The 25,768-nt window shown below is 37.8% G+C and carries 26 protein-coding genes and 1 riboswitch; of the genes, 5 read left to right on the forward strand and 21 right to left on the reverse strand.

Annotated elements, in window-relative coordinates; translation table 11 throughout:
• Positions 1-4: 4 nt before the first annotated feature.
• Together ACQKIH_RS16585 and ACQKIH_RS16590 are read right to left on the reverse strand one after the other, a co-directional pair.
• Positions 5-733, reverse strand: a complete 729-nt coding sequence (locus ACQKIH_RS16585; protein WP_427767938.1) for a GTP cyclohydrolase II — start codon at positions 731-733, stop codon at positions 5-7.
• A 226-nt stretch (positions 734-959) separates the two neighbouring features.
• On the reverse strand, positions 960-1,472 hold the full coding sequence (locus tag ACQKIH_RS16590) for a cysteine hydrolase family protein (protein WP_427767939.1): 513 nt from the start codon (positions 1,470-1,472) through the stop codon (positions 960-962).
• Between the two features lie 154 nt (positions 1,473-1,626).
• Between ACQKIH_RS16590 and ACQKIH_RS16595 the strand changes: the two genes are divergently transcribed.
• The gene (locus tag ACQKIH_RS16595; RefSeq protein ID WP_427767940.1) at positions 1,627-2,124 is read left to right on the forward strand and encodes a GNAT family N-acetyltransferase; all 498 of its coding nucleotides are present in this window, start codon (positions 1,627-1,629) and stop codon (positions 2,122-2,124) included.
• Positions 2,125-2,177: 53 nt separating this feature from the next.
• Here ACQKIH_RS16595 and ACQKIH_RS16600 read toward each other — a convergent pair whose 3' ends face one another.
• The 8 genes from ACQKIH_RS16600 to ACQKIH_RS16635 all read right to left on the reverse strand — a co-directional run bounded on the left by ACQKIH_RS16600 (position 2,178) and on the right by ACQKIH_RS16635 (position 8,115).
• On the reverse strand, positions 2,178-2,903 hold the full coding sequence (locus tag ACQKIH_RS16600) for an ABC transporter ATP-binding protein (protein WP_427767941.1): 726 nt from the start codon (positions 2,901-2,903) through the stop codon (positions 2,178-2,180).
• Positions 2,878-3,663 (reverse strand): ABC transporter permease, encoded by a 786-nt coding sequence (locus tag ACQKIH_RS16605; RefSeq protein WP_057983302.1) that lies wholly within the window; start codon positions 3,661-3,663, stop codon positions 2,878-2,880. Before ACQKIH_RS16605 ends, ACQKIH_RS16600 begins: the two co-directional genes overlap by 26 nt.
• A complete protein-coding gene (locus ACQKIH_RS16610) occupies positions 3,664-3,954 on the reverse strand; it encodes a thiamine-binding protein (RefSeq protein ID WP_427767942.1) in 291 nt (96 codons plus the stop codon). It lies immediately after the preceding gene.
• Between the two features lie 3 nt (positions 3,955-3,957).
• A complete protein-coding gene (locus ACQKIH_RS16615) occupies positions 3,958-4,938 on the reverse strand; it encodes an ABC transporter substrate-binding protein (protein ID WP_427767943.1) in 981 nt (326 codons plus the stop codon).
• A 148-nt stretch (positions 4,939-5,086) separates the two neighbouring features.
• Positions 5,087-5,198, reverse strand: a riboswitch (TPP riboswitch).
• A 106-nt stretch (positions 5,199-5,304) separates the two neighbouring features.
• Positions 5,305-6,177 (reverse strand): DMT family transporter, encoded by an 873-nt coding sequence (locus tag ACQKIH_RS16620; protein WP_057983299.1) that lies wholly within the window; start codon positions 6,175-6,177, stop codon positions 5,305-5,307.
• Between the two features lie 228 nt (positions 6,178-6,405).
• Positions 6,406-6,888 carry an HXXEE domain-containing protein gene (locus ACQKIH_RS16625; RefSeq protein WP_427767944.1) on the reverse strand — a complete coding sequence of 161 codons (483 nt, stop codon included), beginning with the start codon at positions 6,886-6,888 and terminating at the stop codon, positions 6,406-6,408.
• A gap of 190 nt (positions 6,889-7,078) precedes the next feature.
• Entirely contained in the window at positions 7,079-7,597 is a 519-nt protein-coding gene (locus ACQKIH_RS16630; protein WP_427767945.1) for an NUDIX hydrolase, read from the reverse strand.
• Between the two features lie 191 nt (positions 7,598-7,788).
• Complete coding sequence (locus ACQKIH_RS16635) at positions 7,789-8,115, reverse strand: hypothetical protein (protein ID WP_427767946.1); 327 nt, start codon at positions 8,113-8,115, stop codon at positions 7,789-7,791.
• A gap of 472 nt (positions 8,116-8,587) precedes the next feature.
• Between ACQKIH_RS16635 and ACQKIH_RS16640 the strand changes: the two genes are divergently transcribed.
• A complete protein-coding gene (locus ACQKIH_RS16640) occupies positions 8,588-8,968 on the forward strand; it encodes a nucleotide excision repair endonuclease (RefSeq protein ID WP_057983291.1) in 381 nt (126 codons plus the stop codon).
• 102 nt (positions 8,969-9,070) lie between these two features.
• Here the strand turns inward: ACQKIH_RS16640 and ACQKIH_RS16645 are convergent, their stop codons facing one another.
• The 4 genes from ACQKIH_RS16645 to ACQKIH_RS16660 all read right to left on the reverse strand — a co-directional run bounded on the left by ACQKIH_RS16645 (position 9,071) and on the right by ACQKIH_RS16660 (position 12,543).
• Positions 9,071-9,661: a hypothetical protein gene (locus ACQKIH_RS16645; RefSeq protein WP_057983289.1), complete on the reverse strand. Its 591-nt coding sequence runs from the start codon at positions 9,659-9,661 to the stop codon at positions 9,071-9,073.
• Positions 9,662-9,715: 54 nt separating this feature from the next.
• Complete coding sequence (panF, locus tag ACQKIH_RS16650; protein WP_427767988.1) at positions 9,716-11,161, reverse strand: sodium/pantothenate symporter; 1,446 nt, start codon at positions 11,159-11,161, stop codon at positions 9,716-9,718.
• Positions 11,161-11,424, reverse strand: a complete 264-nt coding sequence (locus ACQKIH_RS16655; RefSeq protein WP_057983285.1) for a YhdT family protein — start codon at positions 11,422-11,424, stop codon at positions 11,161-11,163. The genes panF and ACQKIH_RS16655 overlap by 1 nt, the downstream gene beginning before the upstream one ends.
• Positions 11,425-11,559: 135 nt before the next feature.
• Positions 11,560-12,543 carry a diaminopimelate dehydrogenase gene (locus ACQKIH_RS16660; RefSeq protein WP_057983283.1) on the reverse strand — a complete coding sequence of 328 codons (984 nt, stop codon included), beginning with the start codon at positions 12,541-12,543 and terminating at the stop codon, positions 11,560-11,562.
• A gap of 233 nt (positions 12,544-12,776) precedes the next feature.
• Between ACQKIH_RS16660 and ACQKIH_RS16665 the strand changes: the two genes are divergently transcribed.
• Both ACQKIH_RS16665 and ACQKIH_RS16670 read left to right on the forward strand, forming a co-directional pair.
• Positions 12,777-13,226 carry a hypothetical protein gene (locus ACQKIH_RS16665; protein ID WP_057983281.1) on the forward strand — a complete coding sequence of 150 codons (450 nt, stop codon included), beginning with the start codon at positions 12,777-12,779 and terminating at the stop codon, positions 13,224-13,226.
• The gene (locus tag ACQKIH_RS16670; protein WP_057983279.1) at positions 13,214-13,507 is read left to right on the forward strand and encodes a YxcD family protein; all 294 of its coding nucleotides are present in this window, start codon (positions 13,214-13,216) and stop codon (positions 13,505-13,507) included. The genes ACQKIH_RS16665 and ACQKIH_RS16670 overlap by 13 nt, the downstream gene beginning before the upstream one ends.
• Positions 13,508-13,631: 124 nt before the next feature.
• On the opposite strand, the gene ACQKIH_RS16675 is transcribed toward ACQKIH_RS16670, so the two are convergent.
• The 7 genes from ACQKIH_RS16675 to ACQKIH_RS16705 form a co-directional block, all read right to left on the reverse strand.
• Positions 13,632-14,153, reverse strand: coding sequence for a GNAT family N-acetyltransferase (locus ACQKIH_RS16675; protein ID WP_427767947.1), 522 nt, complete (start codon positions 14,151-14,153; stop codon positions 13,632-13,634).
• Positions 14,154-14,190: 37 nt separating this feature from the next.
• Positions 14,191-14,325, reverse strand: a complete 135-nt coding sequence (locus tag ACQKIH_RS16680; protein WP_427767948.1) for a hypothetical protein — start codon at positions 14,323-14,325, stop codon at positions 14,191-14,193.
• Between the two features lie 150 nt (positions 14,326-14,475).
• Positions 14,476-16,659, reverse strand: coding sequence for a 5'-nucleotidase C-terminal domain-containing protein (locus ACQKIH_RS16685; RefSeq protein ID WP_427767949.1), 2,184 nt, complete (start codon positions 16,657-16,659; stop codon positions 14,476-14,478).
• Positions 16,660-16,844: 185 nt separating this feature from the next.
• Positions 16,845-19,550, reverse strand: coding sequence for an aconitate hydratase AcnA (gene acnA / locus ACQKIH_RS16690; RefSeq protein WP_057983271.1), 2,706 nt, complete (start codon positions 19,548-19,550; stop codon positions 16,845-16,847).
• A gap of 223 nt (positions 19,551-19,773) precedes the next feature.
• The gene (locus ACQKIH_RS16695) at positions 19,774-20,607 is read right to left on the reverse strand and encodes a DUF2785 domain-containing protein (RefSeq protein WP_427767950.1); all 834 of its coding nucleotides are present in this window, start codon (positions 20,605-20,607) and stop codon (positions 19,774-19,776) included.
• Positions 20,608-20,684: 77 nt separating this feature from the next.
• Positions 20,685-22,139 carry a vWA domain-containing protein gene (locus tag ACQKIH_RS16700; protein ID WP_427767951.1) on the reverse strand — a complete coding sequence of 485 codons (1,455 nt, stop codon included), beginning with the start codon at positions 22,137-22,139 and terminating at the stop codon, positions 20,685-20,687.
• Between the two features lie 20 nt (positions 22,140-22,159).
• Positions 22,160-23,281: an AAA family ATPase gene (locus ACQKIH_RS16705; RefSeq protein WP_427767952.1), complete on the reverse strand. Its 1,122-nt coding sequence runs from the start codon at positions 23,279-23,281 to the stop codon at positions 22,160-22,162.
• A 349-nt stretch (positions 23,282-23,630) separates the two neighbouring features.
• Between ACQKIH_RS16705 and ACQKIH_RS16710 the strand changes: the two genes are divergently transcribed.
• A complete protein-coding gene (locus ACQKIH_RS16710; protein WP_427767953.1) occupies positions 23,631-25,568 on the forward strand; it encodes a right-handed parallel beta-helix repeat-containing protein in 1,938 nt (645 codons plus the stop codon).
• The last annotated feature ends 200 nt before the right edge of the window (positions 25,569-25,768 follow it).

Below are 25,768 nucleotides of genomic sequence, written 5' to 3' on the forward strand. Positions count from 1 at the left end.
CCCCTTATCTCGTGATTTTTTGTTGAATATGACCTGATTTTTCTACTTTTGTTTGTAAATAATGGCGGTTCGTATCCGTTTCACCGCCCCATAAAGGCACATGCCCGTCTGTCAGTAATCCGTGTTCTTGTAAGGCTGCTAGTTTTTTCGGATTGTTTGTAATGAGTGTCACAGGTTTTGTACGAAGTGAACCAAGTACTTTTATCGCATCTTCATACGAGCGTGTATCATCTTCAAAGCCGAGTGCATGGTTCGCTTCAACTGTATCTAAGCCATCTTCTTGTAATAAGTACGCGAATGTTTTAGAAAATAGCCCAATGCCACGTCCTTCATGATCGGCTAAATAGAAAATGGCACCACAACCATGCTCGACAATCATTTTCATCGATTCATGCAGCTGATAGCCACAGTCACAACGCTGCGAGCCAAAAATATCGCCTGTATGACAAATGCTATGCATACGGATAAGGGCATTGTCGGAATTAGCAAAGTCCCCGTATATTAAAACGGAAGACTGTTGGCCAAATGCAAGATTCATTTCATTTAAAGATGTAATGACTTCCTCTTTTGAATGCGTTTTGTCAACCGTTTGCCAACTATACCAGTTAAATGTTGCTTCAAGGTCACATTGTTTCACCGGTAAGTTCACTGGACCAACTACTGCTATATTTTGAAAGTCGTTACGCGCGACGAGGTTCGTTTTATCTAGTAAAATCGAAAGTATATTTTTCATGTTGTCCATTCCCACCTTTAAGTTACTTTATGTAAGCTAGTATATTATAATAACTTTCAATCGTCAATTGAATATGCCTATTTTTATAGAGACTACCTCAATTTTTATTAAGTTTACTAGAGCTATCTTTTTGAAAATGAAAAAGCTGTGCTGAAAGTTTTTCGCTCTCAGCACAGCTTTTGATTATATTTTCATTTCAGGGTAAAAAAATTAAATTTAAACTTTGTTATTCACCTTTAATAAATTTTAAAAATCGTTTGTTCCATATACTTTCATAAAAATCAATTGTCTCTTTTGCGGACATAAATGGATTATTCAAAGTTGAGGTTGCTTTTTGCACCATGGAGTTTTCATAACCCAGTCCATGAGCAAATTTAATCGTAGCATCCATACAGTACTCTGTTTGAGCGCCACAAAATTCAATTCTCTGTATAGCTAATTCATCTAAAATATCTTTTAAGTTCGTTTTGTAAAAAGAATTTGCATGAGTTTTCCTTACAAAAAAATCATGTGCTTGAAAATCTAAATCGGAATGAATTGCCCAAAGTTCTTCTTCAGGTACTAGCTCTTCATCACAATGTTGAACAAAAATGATAGGTTTATGTATTGTTCGATATAAGGCAATTCGATTGTTTACTTTCGTGAGTAAGTTCGATAAATCAAAGAGATATTCCCTACCGCTACTACATACTCCATTTTGTAAATCGATAACGATTAAAACATCTGCACTAGTTTCCATTCGTTTTACCTCTTTCATTTCGAAATATAGTAATTATTCTATCATTTTAGAAGCGATGATTCACCTTTATTTTACAATAAACATTAAAAAAATCAGAAGAGTACATCACTGATTATTTGGTATAATGAGGAAAAATGAAATGGAGTTTTAATCTATGATAGAAATCCGAAAAGCAACGAACCGTGATGCTGAAGACATCATTAGTGTGATGAGCAATGCAGAACAATCTGGTTTTATGTTATTTGCACCTGGGGAAAGAAAGATGGCGCCTGAAAGTTTAGGGAAGTATATAGAAACAATCAATAGTCATTCAAAATCAGGGATATTTATTGCAACTGAAGATAACCGCACATTAGGTTATATGATTGTCCAAAATGAAAAGTCTCAACGCGTTACACATCGAGCCTATATTGTTATTGGCGTACATAGTGATAGTCGAGGAAAAGGAGTCGGAAAAGCTCTTTTCACTTCTGTTATTTCATGGGCAAAACAAGTGGAGCTTCGTCGCCTAGAGTTAACGGTTATCGCAACGAACGAAATTGCGGTTCATTTGTATAAAAAAATGGGCTTTAAAATTGAAGGCGTTAAAAAGGATTCCTTGTTCATCGATGGTCAATATGTCGATGAATATTATATGTCTCGATTGTTATAAGACGAAGAAAAGCACAATCCATTGTTCAAATGAATTGTGCTTATTAAGTGTCTTCACTCCATCAATAAGTTCAACAACTGTGTACGTGCTTGGAAAAATTCTTCTGTTTCAAGCAGTTCTTTTGTGCGTTCTTTTGGAAATGGCACTTGGATCTCTGCTTTAATAATAGCCGGACGATCTGAAAGCACATAAATCCGGTTTGCCAAAAACAGCGCTTCATCAATTTGATGGGTAATAAACAAAATCGACTTTTGGCGCTTTTTCCACATGTCTAATAGCCAAATGTGCATTTTATGGCGCGTAATTTCATCGAGTGCTGAGAATGGTTCATCCAGACATAGCAAACTTTGTGGACTTAATAAAGCCCGTAAAAAGGAAATCCGCTGCTTCATGCCCCCTGAGATTTCGTGTGGATAGGCATGGAGGTAATCCCCTAACCCTATCCGCTCAATCCATTCCGTTGCTTCTTCTTTATTAATTGTTCCTGATAATTCTTGGGCAAGCAATACATTTTGTAACACCGTGCGCCAAGGCAATAGGCAGTGATGCTGCGGCATGTAGCTGATATGTCCGCTTTCCCCATTAATCAACGTATCATCAATGAAAATTTGACCAGAAGTTGGTGGCAATATCCCGCCAACACATTGCAACAATGTACTTTTACCGCTACCAGAAGGACCAAGCAATGCTACGATTTCGCCGTCCTGTACATGTAAATCAATCCCTTGCAAAACATCTTGCTGTTGAAATTGCTTATGGAGTGCTTGAATTGTTAGCATGCTGTGGTTCCTCCTTTTTATAGCTATGTACAAAGCGCTCTTCTATTAAACGAATGATGCCAAAAACGCATAAGCTTAGTACGACAATGAGCGTAATCGCAACAAACACGCGATCCGTGCGAAAGGCTGATTGCGCAAATGTCATATACACGCCCAAGCCCTGTTTCGCACCTAACCATTCCGTAATAACCGCACCCATTACACTATACGTTGCCGCAATTTTTAACCCTGAAAATAATGCGGGCATAGCAAACGGTAACTCAAGCTTCCAAAATTGCTGCCATTTTGTCGCACCAGCCATTTGAAAATATTGTCGCAGCTCGGGTGTCGTTTGACGTAACCCATCCAACAGTGCAATCGCAATTGGGAAGAAACACACTAACCCAATAATGACGACTTTTGGCATAAGCCCAAAGCCAAACCAAATGATCAACAGTGGTGCTAGCACAATCGTCGGGATATTTTGCGATATTAGGATTAATGGATAGCCAATTTTATGGACAATCGGCAGTAAATGCAATAAAATCCCTACGATAAAACCGAGTAAACTTCCGGCGATTAACCCGATGAACGTTAGCTTAACCGTTGCTAAGATATGTGGTAATAGTTCATCAAACGTTTGAAAAAGCTCCGATATGACGACAGATGGTGATGGGAAAAGCCATATCGGTAAATCCAGTACGCGCACAGCAATTTCTACGATGATGAGTAAAGCAATTAAAAAGCCAATTGTTATGCGATACTTTTTCAAAATGTTCATCTAATCATATTTCCCTGTTAATGTTTCAATCGCTGCACCTTGTGGATTATAAAAAATCTTCACTTGTGAAATGACGCTAATGGCACCCATTTCCACCATTTTTTCATTCATTTTTTCAACCAGTTGTAAAAGCTGTGTTAGCTCGCCTTCCATCGTTGTTTCTAAAGGTCCTACTCGGTAAACAACTCCTGACGCATCGATCATCGCAATCGCTGCATCAACATAAGGAATCACATCTTCATATCGCTCTGTTTTCGGGATAATTTGAATACTTACTAAACTGTTGGCCATTTGTTATTCCTCCGGTAAAAATTGATTTGTAAATGCCTTTTCAGCATCAAGTTCTTTTTCGATTAACTTATTTTCGAACATCCAATTCGCATAATTTTTCCAAACATCTAAAGATTGAATGCCCCACTGTTTTGCATCTGCTTGGTATTGCTCTGCCAACCAAATCGCACTGTTCACAACTAGTTCTTCATCTAATTCTGGTACAGCTTTTAATAGCATGCTAGCCGCTTCTTCTGGCTCATTAATCGCCAGTTCATACCCTTTACTTACCGCTTGCATAAATGCGCGAACCGTTTCATCTTCCTCGGCAATGTATTTTTCATTCGCAATAATTACCGGTGTATAATAATCCAATTCTTTCGCATAATCCGTTAAGTAAAGCATATCAATAGCTTGCCCTCGTAACTCTGCTTCAATGCCTGTCCAGCCGTAGTACATCCATGCAAAATCAATGTTTTGTTTCATCATATTAAAAAAATCTGCATTTCCAGCATTAATAATGTCTACTTTTTCAACATCTCCATCTGCCATGCCCATTACTGTTTTGATAATAGCTTGTTCAACTGGTGAACCCCAGCCACCATACGTTTTCCCTTCAAAATCTTTCGGTGTTTGTATGCCTGTTTCCTTTAATGATGCAAAGCCCGATGTGTTGTGCTGAATGATTGCTGCAATCGAAACAAGTGGGACGCCTTGTAAGCGTGCTTGTGTAACGGATTCCTGTGCACTAATACCAAACTGTGCTTTCCCTGTAGCAACAAGTTGATCTGCCCCCGCATCGCCCGGTTGAATAATTTCAACGTCTAAGCCTGCTTCTTCAAAATATCCTTTTTCCTGAGCAACATATAAGCCTGTATGATTCGTATTTGGTGTCCAATCGAGCACCACTTGAACTTTCGTCAAATCTGAATCTCCTGTTTTAGCATCTTGCTGACAGCCTACTAATAGCAATGTCATCCCAATAATACTTAACCATTTCCACATGTAAAAATCCTCCCTTTAGTTGCATGAATATGTACAAGTTTTACTACTTTTTTGAAAAGGACGAATAGAAAAATGCAAAAAACGCCCGGTACGTTGTGTACCAGGCGTCGGACAAGAAACAGATCGTTACTAAAATAAATTACACAACAATCTATGTATCAATGTTTCCTCCGCCGGTATTAACCAGTTCAGGTTCAAAGGGTAAGCAACTTAACGGATCGCTTTCTCAGCTAGCAACACTAGCACCCCCACATTTTTGGGTCTATGAACTTTTCAATGCCTATCGTAACGATATCCGCTCAATAGGTCAAGTATAATTTATCCAGTTTTCCGATAGTTCACACTAAAGGACTAGGTTTCGCAATGTTAAACAAACGATTTTTTTCTTCTAAAAGTGGGCTTGACCTCAGCGAATAAGATCGCGATAAAAATTAACACACAGCCCATTAGCATGCGGCCCGTTAATATTTCGCTAAGTAACCATACCGAGAACATCGTGCCAAACAAAGCTTCGGTTGATAGGATAATCGCAGACTTTGTTGGATTGGCATATTGCATTCCAAGATTTTGGCACACATACGCAACAGCTGTACAGAAAACCGCTAAGTAAAGAATGACATAAATCCCTTCCGCAGAATATGTAGTCGGTACTTCTCCAAGTGCAAGTACTGAAGCAATACTTAATATTGTTGCCGTATAAAATTGAACGATTGTTAAGGCAAGTGCATCTTCGGTTTTGACAAAAACATTTGTATAGAAAATATCAAATGCAAAGCCAAATGCGCATAAAATAGACAGGAAATCGCCAAAGTTAATTGTAAGCGAGTCTTGTAATGATAAAAAGCCAATGCCGACAATCGCCATTCCAGCAGCAATAAATTCGAAGCGATCAATGCGACGTTTATAAATGACATACGCAATAATTGGCACAATAATTACATTTAATGCGGTTAAAAAAGCATTTTTTGATGGTGTTGTATACTCCAGCCCCATTGTTTGCAATGCAAATGCGGCAAATAAAATGGCACCAAGTACAGCACCTTTCCAAAGAACGCTTTTCGTAATTAATTTTAACTTTTTATAAAAAATAACACTTAAAATAATGGATGCTAATAAAAAGCGACCCGCCATTAATTGAAAGACGGTCCAGTACTCTAGCCCAATAGCCATCCCAACGAAACCGCTCCCCCACATGACGGCCGTTATGAGCATCAAGATTTCGCCTCTGTACTTCTGCATAAATATTCCTTCTCTCTGTTGATTTATACGAATAGTTTAACAATAAGCAATATTTGATTAAAATGGAAGTAGATTTTACTAAAATCGAAAATGTATGCGAAAATCAATGAAATTTGTTGTTGGAGTGTGGTGGGGATGGCTGGTAATGGACAATCACAAAGAAACGCCTCTATTTATTGTAGGAGCTCATTCGTTAGTTTAATAATGAAATTACAATTCTGTATCAACTTATGTATGAGGTAGTATTTTTCTACTCATTTTAAATAGTAATGGTATAAGGGATAATAATATAATTCCTATGACTACAGTAGAAATTATTAGCTCTTTCCAAATAATCAAATGATTATCAAACAATTCAATAATAATTAATGAGTTTATTGGAATGTTAAGCAATAAGCCTGTAAGGAGTCCGGGAGCATACGTTTTCGTTAAAATCGTAACAAGAAGATGTGGAAAAATGGCATTAAAAATCATGGAACCTAAAAAACCAATAAAAATCCACTTCGCTATCTCTGATTCTAGAAAATATAAATAACTAAACGCCGATAAATAAGCCAACATTGTTATAATGATGACTGCAAAATGAAATTCACTTGGAGTAACGGCCTTTTGATACTTTGAAGGTTGCTGTGACCATTGAGGGAGCCAAATTGCTTCCTCAATATTATGTAGTGTAATTGCCAAACAAAAAAATATTACGAGATAATCCATCGAAGCTCCACTCCTTCATAAGTACTTAGCGTAATAGTTAATTTTAAAAGCTATTTTTTCTCTATTTCATTTATAAATATATTCAATTTTGTCCCTCTCATTTGCTCCTTTTGCACCAAATGAGAGGAAAAAAAGAATGATAAACACGTGAACGAATGGATCGTATTTGTAAAAGGTAGTAACACTTCAGTTAAAGACGAATAGAGCCGTAACGCTGGCGACTTTCAAATAGAAAGGCAATTATGCTCTCATAATACGGAATAAAAGCTTTTTGTTCCATTAATTTAAAAATTCCCTCTTTCGAAGCCCATTTCACTGCTTGGACTTCCTCATGTTGTAATGTCAGTTCATTCAAATCAATATCCATCTCAATCAAATAATAATCATCAAAGCCTCGTTCAAAATTAATGGTGAATTGTGGTCGCATATTTTCAAAGCTATAATCAATACCTAATTCCTCAAATAGCTCTCTCGAAGCAGCTTGTTGGCTAGTATCACCTGCAGTCGCACTCCCACCACACGTAATATCCCAAAGGTTTGACCACCCTTGTTTAAAAGGCTGGCGTTGCTGAATGAGCATTTCACCTTTTGAATTAAATATACAAACGTGCACAACTAAATGGAACTCATCGGGTGGCAAAGTTTCTCCACGAGTGATTTGTTTCTCGATTTTAATACGGTGTTTGTCATATAAATCCCAAGTTTCCATTGAGACACTCCCCCATACTTTAAGTTAGTTTGTGAATAAGTCCGATTATTTGTGAAATGCTTGTCGCACTGTAAGCCCCCGTAGTAGAAGGGGTTTTAGTTTAACATCTCTTATTTCCAGTTTATTGAATTTTTGAATTAGGTCTTGAATGTAAAAATTATGTCTTCAGCAAGACCAACTTTTTACCAATATTATAACATTTCAACCTTTTGAAAAATCTCTTTGTAAAGTAAATCTAACTCTTTTTCATCTTTTAAATAGAAATACCAAGCATCTTCTCTAAATGCATCTATGTTATATAAATAAATTGTCGTATGAGAACCGTTATTTAATGATTCCCAATGGGCCGTTTCATAGGGAATCCCTCCTCTAGTAAATGGATAATGCCGTTTTGGTGAATCGAAAAAAATAATGGGCATTTCAGAATGATTATATAGGTCTACATATTTATCGTCTGAAGCTTCTTCAAACATCACGGGTGTTATCATAACAGCATCAAAATTTGTTGAAATTCGCAATGTATCTTCGCTAAATTCATCTAATGAAATCGATTCGAAATGAATTTTTTCATTATTTAATTTAGGACTACTACCAACTACAGCAATTTTTAAAGGTGCACCGTCATATATAATTTCATTATGTGAGCATGCAGCTACTAATAATAACCTAAAAAGAATACAATTTTTTTCAAATGTTTCGCTCCCTTCTTTTATATCGAAAAGACTTGCATTTCTAGCTCTTAAAAAAGATAATTTTAAAAATTTATCGTGAAGGAGATGTGAGGATTATTTGTTTTGGGGCGAATAGATAAAAAAAAATTTTAAAATATTGTGTCGTATAATATGTAGAACTTCCTATCCCAAATACCGAATTTTCTATGTCAAATCGCATCATTTCATTGAATTTCTGTTCTTTTATACTGAAATGATGGATATTTAATGCGATTTCATGTAAAATATAATTTTATAATATATTAGGGACGTGAACTGTTTGATTACTATTGAAATGCCAAAACCAACTCTTGTGATCCGTCAACGTGAACAAGTTGCAAAACCAGGCGAAGTTGAAATTACACCTTACTTCGGTTTTATTGATTTCCACAAAATTACGCGTGATAATGGTGGAATTTTCTTCTTCTACAATGAACAAAACGAACTTTTATTTGTCGGTAAAGCACGTAAAATTCGCCAACGCATTAAAAAACACTTCGAAGATACTGTATCACCGATGAAAAATCACCGTACAGAAGTGCATAAAATCGAAGTGTACGAAATTGAAGATCCAATGGAACGTGAAATTTACGAAACTTATGCGATCAACCAATTCAAATCAAAATACAACATCGACAAAGTATTTTTCGAGCGTGTATAATCGAAAGGACCGCCCCGTTCATCGGGGGGTCCTTTTTTGTAATGAATTTTATCCCCATGCGCACGCCAAGCGGAATTTTTCCCATTTAGCGGACATTTTACTTTATCTGTTATGCGTATAGTCCAACATTTCATTGATTTTTTTCAAATCACCTAAAATATTGTTTTTTTGCCCTGCAATTCCTTCGTACCATTTATCAATTTGCTGCATCATCGCTTCTTCTACTTCTTTTCCGTCCGCCAGCAACTGCACCATTATATCAACTACCTTTGTACGGTCCTCATAAAATTTCGTTCGCGCTGCAAAATCTTTTCCCACTTCTTGCTGAAACACTTGTCCTAGTCGGATAATGCCATTATTCATCATTTGTTCCGCATATAATGTCGAGCCAACAACAGCTAAACGCTCTGTGAAAGAAGGCTCCTCTTTAATATAACTTTGCATCAGGAGTGTCACTTGCTCTGAAAATGATTTTAATTTATTTTTTTGACCATCTAATAAGCTCTTCGTTTCTTCAAATAACTTGAGCATCGCATGTGTATGGTCTAATGAGTCCTTTACTTTTTTAAACTTGTCATCACTCGCATTATGTAAGCGTAATTGCACCGTTTCATAAACATATTGGCGCTGCAAATAAGCTGTTAATAAAATGATTCCATTATAATGTATACTTGCTTCATATTGATTTGTCATACTTATCCCCCGCTGTATAATTTATTCATTTTTCTTACAATACCATACCTATTTCTAAAAGTGGAATTCTTCTAGTTTTTTTACTTTATGAGTCGTTAAGCTTACGATTATAAATGTAAAGAATGACACAACAATCGGAAGTGTCACGGTGTGCATGCCGAATATATGCGGTGCTAATCGATCAATGGCTATGTACAGCGTTAAGCCGACGAGCATTGAACTAATGGCCCCATATTTATTCGCCTTTTTCCAATAAAGACCGAACACAACACTCCATAAAAATGCCGATTCTAATCCACCAAATGCAAATAAATTCAACCAAATTAACAATTCAGGTGGATTCAGTGCAAAAATGACTACAGCCAGTCCAATAATCGACGTTACCCAGTAGCTTCTTTTCTTAATCTGCTGTTCTGTCGCCTTTGGATTCATAAAGTTTAAATAAATATCCTTCACAACCGTCGAACTCACTAAAATAAGTAATGCGTTGACCGTCGACATAATGGCTGCCATCGGAGCTGCTAAAACGATGCCTGCTAATAATGGTGGCAACACTTCAAGCGTCACGATTGGCATTACTTTATCACCAATAACAATACCTGGTACTACCGAACGAGCAAATACACCAATTAAATGCATACCAAACATAATTGTACCTATGCCGATTGTGCCAATTAAAATCGCACGGTGTAGGCTTTTCGCATCTTTATAACTCATGGCACGAACAGCAATTTGCGGTAAACCTATGACACCAAGTCCAATTAAAATCCAAAATGTCGAAACATATAAAGGAGTTAAATTTCCGTCTGCGCCAAATGGAGAAACTAAATTTGGATTTTCTGCCACAAGGTTTTGCATAATATTTTCAACACCACCACCGGCAATAACTGTACCGATGAGTAAAATGACTGTACCGATGATCATAATGGTACCTTGGACTGCATCCGTTAACGCAACAGCACGGAAGCCTCCGATAATAACATACACAAGTACGGAAGCAGCGAAAATTAATAACGCGCTCGTATAATTTAGTCCCGTTAATGCTTCAATTAATCGTGCACCCCCAATCCATTGCGCGGTCATCGAGGCAAATAAAAACACAATAATACTAAATGCGGATAAGAGGATAATAATATTGCTGTCATAGCGCTTCTTTAAAAAATCAATTAAGGTAATCGCTTCAATACGACGTGACACAATCGCGAATTTTTTCCCAAGCACCATTAAGGCAAAATACCCCGCTGGAAGCTGTGCCATTGCGAGTAGCACCCAGCCAAGCCCTGTATTATAGGCAACTCCTGGTCCCCCGATAAAACTTGAAGCACTCCCATACGTCGCCATCATCGTCATGGCAAGTATGAAGCCACCCATTTCGCGGCCACCTAAAAAGTACTCTTGCATAAAGGAGTTTGACGTACGCACTTGCTTATTCGCCCATATGCCAATACCGAATATGACTACCAAAAAAAGTAAGAGTGGAATAATCACTTGCCAATGGATCATTTCTGTTCATCCTCCTCTTCAAGTGAAATGTCTTGGAAGAACAGTTTCATCGCTAGCCAAATACATACAATCATGAAAACGGTGCCTGCCATACAGCTATAAAAAAACCATGCAGGGAAACCGAACACATAGCGATATTCAAGTGGGTCCCCAGAGCCGAGTCCATAGGCAAACCCAAACCAAACCGCAAAATTTATGACAACAAGGCCAACACCGATCAGCGCTTCCTTGTGGGCTACTTTAAAACGCTTATCTTGCATATGGATCATCCTTTCTTAATTCTTATATACACTTCTCTATCATACTTTTGAATTCGAAAGTTGAAAAGACTTTAATATAAGATAAACGATTAAAAAACGACATCGCATGACACGATGTCGTTCTATTTAAAATGATTATAGTAATTCTTTACGTAATTCAGCTGGTGTTTTTGGTGAAAGTAGCCCGTACGGAATATCAAACACCGTCTTCGCTCCCTTATCCCCTTTGGCACGTAATTTATGTGCAGCGCGCGCATAAGCAACAAGTACGCTTGAAGTAAACATTGGATTCGATTGTAATTTTAATGAGAACTCCATAATTTGTTTATCCCCTTCGCCAGATTCTCCTGAACGAATGACAAAACCGCCGTGTGGCATTCCCGCATGATTTTGTTGCAACTCTTCCTCAGAAATAAAGTTGACTGTTGTATCATAGTCTGAAAAATAGTTTGGCATTTCAATAATTTCTTTTTCAATTTTTGCTTTATCTGCGCCTTCTTCTACAACAACAAAACACTCCCGAGCATGCTTTTCACGTGTCGATAATTCTGGGTTTTCCCCGCTACGCACGCGATCAACTGCTTCTTTAATCGGCAATGTATATTGTACCCCGCCTTTTACTCCTTCGATTCGACGGACTGCATCGGAATGACCTTGACTCAAGCCATCTCCCCAGAAAGTATATGTCGTGCCTACTGGTAAAACCACTTCACCTAGTAAACGATTTAATGAAAATAAACCTGGATCCCAGCCAACTGAAATAATGGATACTGTGCCATTTTGCTCAGCAACCGTATCTACACTATCAAAGAATTCTGGAATTTTAGCATGTGTGTCAAAACTATCGATTGTATTGAACCATTGTGCAAAATGTGGCACTTGTTCTGGTAAGTCTGTTGCTGAACCACCACATAAAATCATGACATCAATTTGATCTTTATAATTTTTTGCGTCTTCTACTAAGTAAACAGGGACATTTTCTGTTTTAATTTTCACTGTTGATGGGTCGCGTCGTGAAAATACAGCAACCAATTCCATGTCTTCATTTTGACGAATAGCCGCTTCCACACCTCGCCCTAAATTACCATAGCCTACAATACCAATACGAATTTTAGCCATTTTTGTCCCTCCTATTTTAAGCACACTATTCTAATAAACTTTCGTTTTAATTTCAGAATAGCGTTTAAATTCATTATTTATCATACATTTTCAGACGAATATACACAATCAATTTTTGGGGTTTTTATGAATTTTTTTCCCTAAATGAATCCTATTCAGGCTTATTATTTTCTATCCTTGTCGCTTTTTGGTATACTAAAAAAGTATAAGAATCGACAAATTGGGGGAACAACATGAAGAAATTATCAGCAGTTATGTTAGCATTTGCACTTGTCTTTTCAAGTGTCGGATCAACATTATTATTTGCTAACGACGCACAAACAGTAGAAGCTAAATCGTACAAATCAGGGAAAAAGGGTTTTAATAACTCAAATAACAATTCTAACATCCAAAAAAAGGATGACGCAACAAGTCCAACAACAGCAAAACAAAATAATGGTACAACAACGAAACAAGATACAGCGAAAAAATCTTCAGGCGGCTTAATGAAAGGCTTAATGCTTGGTGGTTTAGCTGGTTTATTATTCGGTAGTCTATTTGGCGGTATGGGTATGCTTGGCTCGATTTTAGGGTTCATGATCAATATGCTTGCTATCGGAGCAGTTGTATTCTTCCTAGTGAAAATTTATCAATTAATTAAGCGTAAAAAAGAAAAAGAGGTTGCACAATCTTGGAAAAACTAACTCTATTAGAACAAGATTTAATTAATTCAGTTTGCCACTTTCACGCAAAGTTTAAAAACGTGGCACCACAAGATATCGAAGTTGAGTTAATGTATGACGATTTGGCAGGCTACTCTGCTGAAGCATTTTACAATGGCCAATTAGATGTGTACAACTCAGTTAATTTTATTACAGCTATCCGTCTTTATATTGATGAGCAGCTTGGTCGTGACTCGATGTCAGCACGCATTACGCTGGACATTCACGATGAAGAAGGCATGGTCGCATATATCGAATTTTAAGCAAACAAAGGGCGAGTCCATTCATTTGGAATCGCCCTTTTTCTATTTATAAAGTTGGTTGCGTATTGTATTTGTGTTTATTATGAGTCAAGCCATGATAGCTTACATTTCTTTCTGAAAGTTCCTATTCTACTACCGCTTCTGTTGTTTTCCCAGCTAGATTTCTAATCGCCAGCATCGAATTGTCCTGAACGATGCCTGTTTCTGAAAAACCAAATGATGCGTATAATGTTTTAGCTGTGAGATTACTTGTGTGATAAAAGAGTGCTACATATTCTGCTTCGCCAAAAGGCATAGCTTCAATATCCATCAACATTTTTTCAAAGGCAAGCTTGCCATACCGTTTCCCCTGATAACGCTTGTCAATCATAATATGATGAACAAAATAGCCCATCTTCTTGTAAAAATCTTCATTTTCAAATGATTCATGATCCAAAATATCATAAGAATACATCAAAAACCCTACCACAACTCCATCAGCATAAATGGCGAAGGGGATAGTTGGTTCGCCGTTTTCGTTCAACACATAAGCGTCTGCAATGCTTCTGAGGTTAGTAGTTAGTATAAAATCTTTCTGGTTTTCTTCAACATCAAGCGCTATTACTTCATCTATGTTATCTCCGTCTATTTTTCGTAATTCAATCATCTTTTTTCCCCTCTCCTAAGACAAGCTACTTCCACACCTAGTTTAAAACATTATAACCATAATTTCCATAATTATCAAAACACGCTATATAAATATTCACCCATGCTAACTCATTTTCCCTTGAATTTTCTAATTCTTGTTCAGTAAAATGGCCTTTTTGTTGAATTGCCATAATTCATCTTGTCAATGTAATTAGATTAAATCTTTTACAAATTTAGTATTTTATTATAAATGATTAATCTTTATTCTAAATCTACTTTAGAAATTTTCCAAAAAAAGAAAAAACCACCGAAAAGGTCGCCCTCATTCGGTGATTTCCAAATTATTTTGTTTCTTCTTTTGCTTCTTTAACTGGTGCAGCTACGTCCGTAATACGACCTTCTGTTGTCGTTTTCACTTCTTTTAATGAAGATAAATGCTCTACAAAGTTTTCCCAGTCTGATAAGCCTAAATCTTGAACTTTTCCTGCATCATATACTTTTCTTAGCATTTTATAACCATCGCCACCACCTGCTGTGAATGCATTTGTAGCGACTGTATATGTTTGATCTGCTTTAATATCAACATATGCTTTTGTTTTTTCGTCATAGTATTTTAACGACACGATACGTGAACCCGCTTCTTTTGATGAATCATAAACGAGCTGTGCACCCGCAATGTGCAAGAAACCGCCATTTTCTTCTGGTGCTTGACGAACAGAAAATTCGAATGCTTCAAGTAAATCAGCGCCCGAAATATCCATTACTGCAAGCGTATTTGTGAATGGTAATACTGTAATCGCTTGTCCTAATGTCACGTTACCTGCTGGAATATCAGAACGAATCCCTCCACCGTTTTGTAATGCCATCACAACATTTTTACCCGTAAATGATTTGGCTTTTGCTAACATACCATCTGTAATAATATTACCTAAAGCCGTCTCGTCACTACGAACACTAACTGTATCGGCAGTCGTATTTTTACGAGGGTTTGTAAGCGGCTCAGTTAATGTGACACCGATTTCATTGCTTGCAAATACATCGACTTTTTCTTTATATTGTGCGAGCATTTTAGTACCTTTTGGATTTGCTGCTAATTTTGCAACATCAATTAATTGACCTTCGTGAGCGACAACAACCCCTTGCTCGTCAAATTCAACATCTAAAGTGCCTAAGTAGTTCGCCTGCTCTCCTGCTTGAACAATAATTGTCGCATCTTTCTTTTCACCGACCGTGTTAGTGTCAACGATATATGGTTCTTCTATTTTTGTATGTGAGTGTGCACCTACGATAACATCAATACCCGGTACTGCTTTCGCTAAAATTTGATCATTATCATAATCAGCTGAGTCGTCAAATCCGATATGTGTTAGCGCAATAATTTTATTAATGCCCATACCTTCAAATGCTTTTACCGCTTTTTCTGCCTTTTTAATATAATTTTCAAACGTCACTTTATTAGGTGATGAAGTCACTTTTGTTTCTTCAGTCGTTAAACCGAAAATCCCAACTTTTTCACCGTTGATTTCTTTTACCATACCTGCATAAATTTGACCATTTTCAGGTTCACTAGAAATTAAATCCGTGAATAATCCATCAAAAATTGCATCTTTTGAAAAATCAGTATTTGCTGTTACGACTGGGAAGTTTGCTGCTTGCACAAAATCAACCAATGCCTGATGTCCTTCAGGTGAAGACCCTAAATCGAAATCATGGTTTCCGAGTGTCATTGCATCAAAGCCAAGTTCATTGAAAAATTGAATATCTGCTTGTCCTTTAAATTCAGAGAAATACAGTGTTCCTGTAAACGAATCGCCTGAATGGAGTAAAAGTGATTCCGATGATGTCGCACGGAAATCATTAACAGCCGTCATTAATTTAGGGAAGTTTTCAACACGAGCATGTGTATCGTTCACATGCATAACAGAAAGCTTGAAATTCTCTGATGCTTCAGGTGTTTCTGGCAATTCAGGTGTTGTAGCCCCTGCTAAAACCGTTGCTAAAACGCTCGCTAATTCACCACGTGTTAATTCACTTGTTAGATTGAATGATACATTTGCCGCTTTTAGAACCATTTGCGTATCAATTGGATAAATAGCTGAAACATTTGTTAAAATCGCAGCAAATTGACCGTGTGTAATTTCTTCCGAGCTGCGGAATGTGTTATCCTCATAGCCTGTGATAAAGCCTGTCGCCACTAATGCAGAAATTGCACCGTAATAGTGATTCGATTGTGCGATATCGCTAAATTTAGGATCTATTACTTTCGTTGTATCTAATTTTAGTGCGCCTGCAATCATTTTTGCAGCTTGTCCGCGTGTAACCGTAGCATCTGGTTTGAAAGTTCCATCACCATAGCCTGTTACAATTCCTGCTGCTGTTAGTACTTGAATTGCTTCAGAGTATTTGTGCGAATCGCTGACATCTGAGTACATCGATTGTTCAGCTACTACGCCTGTAGCCCCTACCACTACTGCTGTCATTGTCGCAAGTGCTGCGGCAGTATATTGCTTACGTTTCTTCGTCATGTAAATACCCCTTTTCAATCTATTATAATACTACTCTACCATTTTATATAAATTGAACCAACTATTCCATATGTATTGTGAGAATTTAATAAATATTTTACATTATTCTATTTTTAGCTGTTCCATTCCATGAAAAAAGGTAAAGTCAATTAAGACTTTACCTTTTCTTTCATTAATAAAATGGCTTATTTTTGTGCAGCTTTAGCACGTAATACCATTTGTAGGATACCGCCGTGACGGTAGTAATCTACTTCTACTTCAGAGTCAAAACGAGCTAACGCTTTGAATTCAGTAACTTTACCTTCTGGTGAAGTAGCCGTTACAGTTAGGATATCACGTGGTTTCACATCGTCTGTTAAGTTAACAGCGAATGTTTCGTCACCTTTTAAGCCTAATGAATCAGCATTGTCGCCAGCCATGTATTGAAGTGGTAAAACACCCATCATTACAAGGTTTGAACGGTGAATACGCTCATAAGATTGTGCGATTACAGTTTTAACGCCTAGTAAGAATGTACCTTTAGCAGCCCAGTCACGAGATGAACCCATACCGTAATCGTTACCAGCTAATACTACTAAGCCAGTGCCTGCTTCTTGGTACTTCATGCAAGCGTCATAAATGTACTCAACTTCACCTGTTGGCCAGTAAGTAGTGAATCCACCCTCTGTACCTGGTGCAACTTGGTTACGGATACGAATGTTCGCGAATGTACCGCGCATCATTACTTCGTGGTTACCACGACGTGAACCGTATGAGTTGAAGTCGCGAATTGCAACGCCATTTTCGATTAAATATTTACCAGCTGGTGTATCTTTACCGATTGCACCTGCAGGAGAAATATGGTCAGTTGTAATAGAATCACCGAATTTAGCCATTACACGCATGCCAGCTAAAGTTTTGATTGCTTCAGGCTCTTTAGAAAGACCCGTGAAGAATGGTGGGTTTTGGATATAAGTTGATTTGTCATCGAATGTGTAAAGAGATTCAGTTGAAGTCTCGATTGCATTCCATTTTTCGTTAGCAGTAAATACTGTTTTATATTCTTTTTGGAATAGTTCACGAGTAACTACTTTGTTTAATACTGCATTAACTTCTTCAGTTGAAGGCCAGATGTCAGCGAAGAATACATCGTTACCATCTTTGTCTACTGAAATTGCATCATTTTGTAAGTCGATATCTACAGTACCCGCTAAAGCGTAAGCAACAACAAGCGGTGGAGATGCTAAGTAGTTGGCTTTCACTAATGGGCTAATACGACCTTCGAAGTTACGGTTACCAGAAAGTACAGACGTTACGAATAAGTCTTTGTCTTTAATCGCTTCTTCGATTTCAGGAAGTAATGGACCTGAGTTACCGATACATGTTGTACAACCGTAACCAACTGTGTTGAATCCGATTGCATCAAAGTATTGTTGTAAATCTGCATCTTCTAAGTAACCAGTTACAACTTTTGAACCTGGTGCTAAAGAAGTTTTAACCCATTTCGGAGGTGTAATACCTTTTTCAACCGCTTTTTTTGCAACTAAACCAGCAGCGATTAAAACGTATGGGTTTGATGTATTTGTACAAGATGTAATAGCAGCGATTGCGATTGCACCTGTTGGGATTTCTAAGTCACCTTCTGCAAATTTAGCAGCAGATGTTTTAGCGAATTCATCTTCACCTAAACCGAAACCTTGTGTACCTTGAGGCGCAACTACTGCTTCATGGAAACGAGTTTTCATATCAGAAAGAGGAATTAAATCTTGTGGACGTTTAGGACCAGAAAGGTTTGCTTCGATATCAGCAAGGTTGATTTCTAATACGTCAGTGTAAACTGGCTCTAATGCAGCATCAAAGAACATGTCATTGGCTTTTAAGTAAGCTTCAACAACAGCAATATGCTCTTCATCACGGCCTGTTAAGTGCATGTATTTTAATGATTCTTCATCAACTGCGAAGAAACCACATGTAGCACCGTATTCTGGAGCCATGTTTGAGATTGTAGCACGGTCAGCTAATGGTAATGCAGGTACGCCTGGTCCGAAGAACTCAACGAATTTACCTACTACACCTTTAGCACGTAGTACTTGTGTTACTTTTAAAGCTAAGTCAGTAGCTGTCGTACCGTTTGGTAATTCGCCTACTAATTTAACACCGATAACGTCTGGAATTGGGAAGTAAGATGGTTGGCCAAGCATACCTGCTTCAGCTTCAATACCACCAACACCCCATCCAAGAACGCCGATACCGTTGATCATTGTTGTATGTGAGTCAGTACCTACTACTGAGTCTGGGAATGTTTCGAATGTACCGTCTGTATTTTCTTGAACGTGTACGATTGGTGCTAAGTACTCTAAGTTAACTTGGTGTACGATACCAGTTGCTGGTGGTACAGCGCGGAAGTTATCATAAGAAGTTTGAGCCCATTTTAAGAAGTTATAACGCTCAGCATTACGCTCAAACTCAAGGTCCATGTTTGCATTTAATGCAGCTGCGTTACCATATTTGTCAACTTGTACTGAGTGGTCAATTACAAGGTCAACTGGGATAGCTGGGTTGATTTTAGCTGGGTCTCCACCCATTTCTTTCATTGCTGAACGTAATGAAGCTAAGTCAACTACTACTGGTACACCCGTGAAATCTTGTAAAACTACGCGTGAAGGTTTGAATGGTACTTCAGCTTCTGCGTTAGCGCCTGCACCGAATTTTGCTAATTCGTTTACGTGCTCTTCTTTAATTACATAGTTGTCATATTGACGTAATACTGATTCTAATAATACTTTAATTGAGTAAGGAAGGCGTGATACGTTTGCGATACCTGCTTCTTGAAGTGCAGCTAAACGGAAGTAGTTATAAGTCTTACCGTTTACTTCAAATGAAGCGCGGCTGTTGTGTAAGTTTTGTGCCATGTTGATGTTCCCCCTAAAGTTTCATAATCGAAAAGGTTAATAAGTTCTTTTCTCCAAAGCCTATGATAGCGCATTCTTCGACATAAGTAAATTGCATTATTATTATCTTTTGCGATAAGTTTTAATTATGACCTATCGTAAAAACGATATTATTCTACAATAACATCATTTATTATCAATTGACTGATTTCATTTTACGATTCTTTATTATTTTCATTGATTTTTATGAGAGTCTTAGCCATTGTTGTATAAAGTTTGATACCGTTTCTCGTAGCTTGTCCGATTGCTTCGAAAACTTCAAATAGAAGTATAGTGTTTTCATCATATTTAACAGGTTTGTCCTCGCTTTGAACCAAGTCGCATCATAACCGCGCTCATAGGCAACCATTTCTAAACGGTCAAATAGCTGCGTGGTCCATTCATTAAAGAGTGCATCTTCAATCCCTTTTGCCATAAGTGCCATAACAATTTTCGTAAATCGCTCCTCTTCATCATCTTGAAATACATAGCCCTTCCACAAGTTTGTACGAATGGCTTGTAAAATATGTGATGTAAAACGAATAGAAAAATGTGGATGTTGGATAATCGCACAAATAAGATCAGCCGTGTGCGCGATACTATGCGCCCAACCCGTCGTTTCATCTATATAACTTCGAAAATCCTGTTCTTTCGAAAACAGCGTAATCGCAGCCGTTGTTAATTGTTCCACTTCTTCTGCCGTTAAAATGCCAAGCTGACGATCCGCATGAACAATCGCAGTTAAAAATAATGCGGAATAGGAGCGCTGGATGACTGCCGATGGATCAGCGGTAGTCATTTCAAACAGTAACCCTTTGTCTGCACTCAAATAATCGACATAATGATGTAAGATTGGTGCTGGAATTGTATTTTCAGATAATAATTGAATAAACAGTTGGTAATTTTGCTGGTCCCGAATAGCTGATTCCATATGACCTACATTTATCAAAATCGTATCAAAAATCGCCTCCTGTTCTTTTACGAACTGTGCCCGCTGTTCAGGTAAAGCCTCTAATAATGTCGAATAATCTGTAAACAAAAAAATTCCTCCTCAAACAATTGCTCATGCTTATTGTAAGAGACATTTGATTATTTGACTAGATTGAAAGCGTAAAGTTAAAAAACAAACGCATCACCCGCTTCAAATAGCTCATTCACCTCGATTATCCGATCTGAAAAGCTTCCGACTACCGTTACATCTACAGCATTGAATAAATTCGTTAACACAATAGCCGAGCATTCAAATTGTTTTTTCTTTTTTATATCATTAAATTCATCAATAAAGCGCCTTGGTAAAAAACTTGAGCCATCTGTGACGAATAAAATATCTGCCTTATTAAATGCACTTGTCAATAAAATGTTCAATGATTCTCGTAAAGGCCGTTCATAGTTTGTGCCACCACCTAAAAATTGCGCACTATAATCCATTATTTGTTTCGTTGTAGCTTGCCCTTTTTTAAATAGATGCACTTCCCCAACGACACTTGCAAATGGAATAATGGCGAAATCTCTTTTTTGTTGCCGTGCAATCATGAGTAATGCGATACAAAAGGCCTTACTTTGCTCTTTTATGGAGGTCATGGAGCTGCTTTCATCCATGCAAATAATGATGGGCCCTTTTCCTTTTCTATCTTTCCCTTTCGTATCAAAGATAAACGTTTGTTTTTCCCCGTAGCGGCGTAGAAAATCGAGCTTACTTGGTGGTAAAACAAAGTTTGCAAGCTCTGATGGTAACAATCTCGAAACTTCCTGACCAATTGAAATATTTTGCCGTGCCATCGTTTGTTTATCCTTCAACTTTTGCTTTTTTTGTGCGATTTTTTTAAAACGTCCGACCATTTCCGCGATGTTGAGTAAGCTTTTGTGCTCACGTATTCTCTCAACTAATTCAAATTGCTCCGTTAAAGGCAATTGTTCGTTTTTTTTGCCGTCCATCGTTCCAACAGCGACAATGGCATTTTTCGTATGCCGAATTTTGCTTTTATTACTTGTAATGAGCGTGCTGATGGAGGCGTCATCGAGCTGATTGATTTGCTGTCGTAGCTCCTGGTGGGCCTGCCTAATTGTTTTGTTTTCTTGCTCGATTTTATTTTGAAGGGTTTGCTGCTCGTATTTCGCTTGGTCTGAAAACGTCGTAGTCGATTGGTTGTTCCGTATCTGATGGAGTTGATTTTGGAGCAATTCTTTTCTATGCTCAGCTGCCCTTTGCTGTTGCATGACTTGTGAATGTTGGAAGGTCGCTTTCATTTGCTCTGCCACGCCAACAGCTGTTAACACACTAAGTAATTCATCGCCTTTTGTTAAAGTGTGCCAACGCTTGTACTCTTCATTTTCCAATAAATTGAGGATGAACTCATGCTGTAAGGCATTACTTCCCGTAGCAACAGCTTTTACTTGAGGTTTTAGCGCAAAAAAGGCAATCCAACAATCCCCTACTAAATTTGTAAAGCCACGAATGATTTTTTCCCCTTCCAAGCAGCATTCCCGTAGCATTGTCGCCTTTTTTAGCAAATCATTAAATCGCATTTGCTGTTCCGTTGAAATATCAAAAATCGACTGACTATACAGCACCGCGCTCCCCCCTTATCTACTTAAAAACCAATAACTTCTGTTGTCATTTGGAGTAGTCGTTTATGCATATCATTTTTTAATGTTTGCAATTCCGGGCGATTTGGTACTTGGCGATTCATATTTTGAACTTCTAAAAATAGAGTTTTCCCTTGCATAAGCAGTTCACTTAATGCTGTACGCGCGAATGGTGGCTTGCTCAGCATCGTACTTTGCGCGTTCATTAAAATCCCTTCAAATTCATATTGTGCACGGTGAATAAACGTTTCGACTGTATCAAATGCCAAGTCATGAATAATTTCTTCGGTCCTTACTTTTTGATCAATCGTCTCCCATAATACATGTGCCAAAACGAGTAGATCTTCCTGATGTACTTCCATTCGACTTGCCATGTAAGCCTTTGCTTTTAAGATGGCTAATGATTGTTTAAAACGGCGATCTGACGGGCGTATCCCTTCGTCATAAAGACCTTTACGTATTTTCGCAATCGTTTTGTAAATCGTATCTGGAATGTAAATACGCGAAACATGCGCTTGATGATTTGATAGCTCCTGTAGTGTCATTTTCGGAATTCGAATGGGCTGCTCATCTTTTAACATCGCAACAAAAGCCGTGTCTTCACGAATATAATTCACCTCATAGCGCAATAAAAACCGGTCAAAAAGCGCCTCTAACCCTTCCCCATCCTCGATATATTCATTCGAGGAGCCGACTAATGTCATTAATGGAGAGGTAATCGGAATGCCGTTATTATAGTAAACACGCTCATTTATTAAAGTTAATAAAGAATTTAAAATGGCCGAATTTGCTTTAAATATTTCATCAATAAAAGCAAAATGGGCTTCTGGTAACATCTCACTTACATTCCGCTTGTAAATGCCTTGCTCTAAATCTTTCAATGACAACACTCCGAAAAGTTCTTCTGGTGTACTAAATGGCGTCAATAAATGTTGGAAATAATGGCTCCCTTCCACCATTTCACCGAGCATCGCGGACAACGCACTTTTCCCTGTCCCCGCAGGACCAATAAACAAAATATGTTGTTTTGAAAGAAGAGCAGTCAATAACGCCTCTATTTCAACTTCACGATCAAAAAATTTCTCATTTAAATGTTGTTGGATCACAAGTAATTGTTTATTTAACATACGAAACGCCCCTTTCCTTCAAAACTGCATGTCAATGTGAATAACTGGACTGTTTTAATAAATTTTCACTTCTCTAGCACTTTTTAAACATGTATATGATTATTTATGTCCATTCATTATGGAATCTCCTCATTTCTCTCCCTATTTTTTAATAAATGGACCCGCTCACACATATAAAAGTAACACTGTAGTTGATTCGTAATCATTGCGACTTAACTTTATTCAGCGTTCATACCCCGCTAAATAAAGTTAAGCCCCGGCGGATGTCATATAAATTTTCATCGCCATGATTAATTTCAGCAAATTGAGTGAATATAAATGGTAGAGCATGACGAGTAGGAGGTTTTTTATGACAATCATTAAAGTATCTACTTCTATTTTTTCCAAAATAAAAACGGTGAAACGTGCATTGGAAAAAGCACAGCGAGGCGATCAAATTTATCTTGCTGGTGGAAAATATAAGGAATCCATCACAATCCATGAGCATGTTACGATAAGCGGTCATATGACGAATCCAGTATTAGTTGAAGGGGTCATTATCATTGCGAAATCAGGCCATGCCACACTTGAAAATATGGCGATTTATCCATCAATGCAAATCTTAGTAGAAGGCGAACTTACCGTCAAAAACTGTACCTTCAACGGCTTATTATCCAATGCCATCCTCTCATTCAACAGTGGAAAGGCAACGTTTGAAGACTGCACCTTCTCCAATGCTAAAGACGTCGCAATTGCCTTTGTCAACCAAAGTCATGCTTCATTTGCACACTGTGCATTTGATAATAATGAAAAAGCGCACCTATTAGTAGAAAATTCGACCGTTGAAATTAAACATAGTGAATTTTCAAATGCACGTCATGCGATTTGGGCAAAATCGCATGCACATATTTCAACAGAAAATGTCAAAATTCATCACCATTCTGGCACTCAAATCATTATTCAAAACGAGTCTACTTTAACCGATTGTGGAAGTACAATTGAAAATGGGGATGGCAATGGGATTTATGCAACGGAGCATACATCGGTCACGCTTACCGAAACGACATTGCAACACCATCATTTACCGCAGTTGTGGATTCAAAAGAGTAAATTCCAACTCGACCATTGCTTCATTCAACACGGACAAGAATCTGGATTAATGCTAAGGGAGTTCGCTGAAGGAACCATTTCGAATACGCTTTTTTCCTCCCACAAAATCGCGAATATTCAGCTGACGATGGAATCCTTGCTTCACATGACGAATTGCCAAATTGTGAACTGCCAAGGGGTTGGCGTACAAGTTCGGGAAAAATCGATCCTCAATTTTAGTCAAACAACCTTTGAAGCGAATGTTTTATCGCAGTTATTTGTCACGGAAAAATCGATTTGTTCGTTAAAAGACTCAACGATTAAAGACGGCAAGCAAGTTGGAATCTTCGTTGAAAAAGAAGCTTCAGTATCCGTTGTTACAAGCATCTTAACTAAAAACGATAATTCAGGTGCTACGGTCATTGGGGCGGAGTTAGTGATGATGGAATGTGAATTAATGCATAATAAAGGAAACGGGATTCTCGCTGCCAATCAAGCTACTATGACGATTGACAACTGTCAATTTCAAGACAATTACATGCCACATATTGCTGGCAAAGAACAAGCAAACGTGGCCATTTCGAACAGTGAATTTACGGGGGGAAAAAGTATTTTTATGTTGGAAGACTGTCAGTTGGCTGTACAAGATTCCACATTCCAAAACGCTTTAGGAACACAAATTGAACTCGCTAGCCGAACTAAAGCAACGATTCATCGTTCCACTATTAGCGGGGGTACAGGAAATGCCATTAAAGTGATGAAGGATGCGTCACTCGAAATTTTTGAAAGCCAAATTTCCTCACATCAAATGCCACAGATTGTCATTAATGATAGCTCGCTCATTTTTAAAAATAGCGAGTTGTTGCAAGGCGAGCGTAATGGGCTCATTATCGAAAATAATGCGGAAGCGTTCATTCAAGATTCGTTTATTTCCAACCATAAACTCTCGCAAATTTGGATGGACGCAGATTCCACCGTCGAGCTTTCTGCGACTCAAATTACAGAAGGGCATGAATCCGATTTTTATGTACAAAATCGCTCGTCCCTTCATGCGACGGATTGTATCATTCAAAATGAGCGTTTTAACTATAATGTGCAAGCGATCAATCATTCCAAAATTGAACTCGTTCGGACATCCGTTGAAAATTCATTTGGCGAAAAATTTTATAGCGAAAACAATAGCCTGATTTCCCATACATTTGATGAGGTGAGTGATTGAATACTTGAGCTCACTCGCTTATTACCTTAAAAACGCTCGGATTTCTTGAGCGTTTTTATTTGTTTTGGAAATTACTCATTCCCTGATTAAATATGTACTAACTAGTACGATACCCCCTTTCCTCTTTCCATCACCCAAGTGTACGCTGCATTTTTCTATCTCATTGTTACTAATTAAAGAAAACATGCAATCTATTTTAC

Source organism: Solibacillus cecembensis (assembly GCF_050272495.1).
GTDB classification, from domain to species: Bacteria; Bacillota; Bacilli; order Bacillales_A; family Planococcaceae; genus Solibacillus; species Solibacillus cecembensis.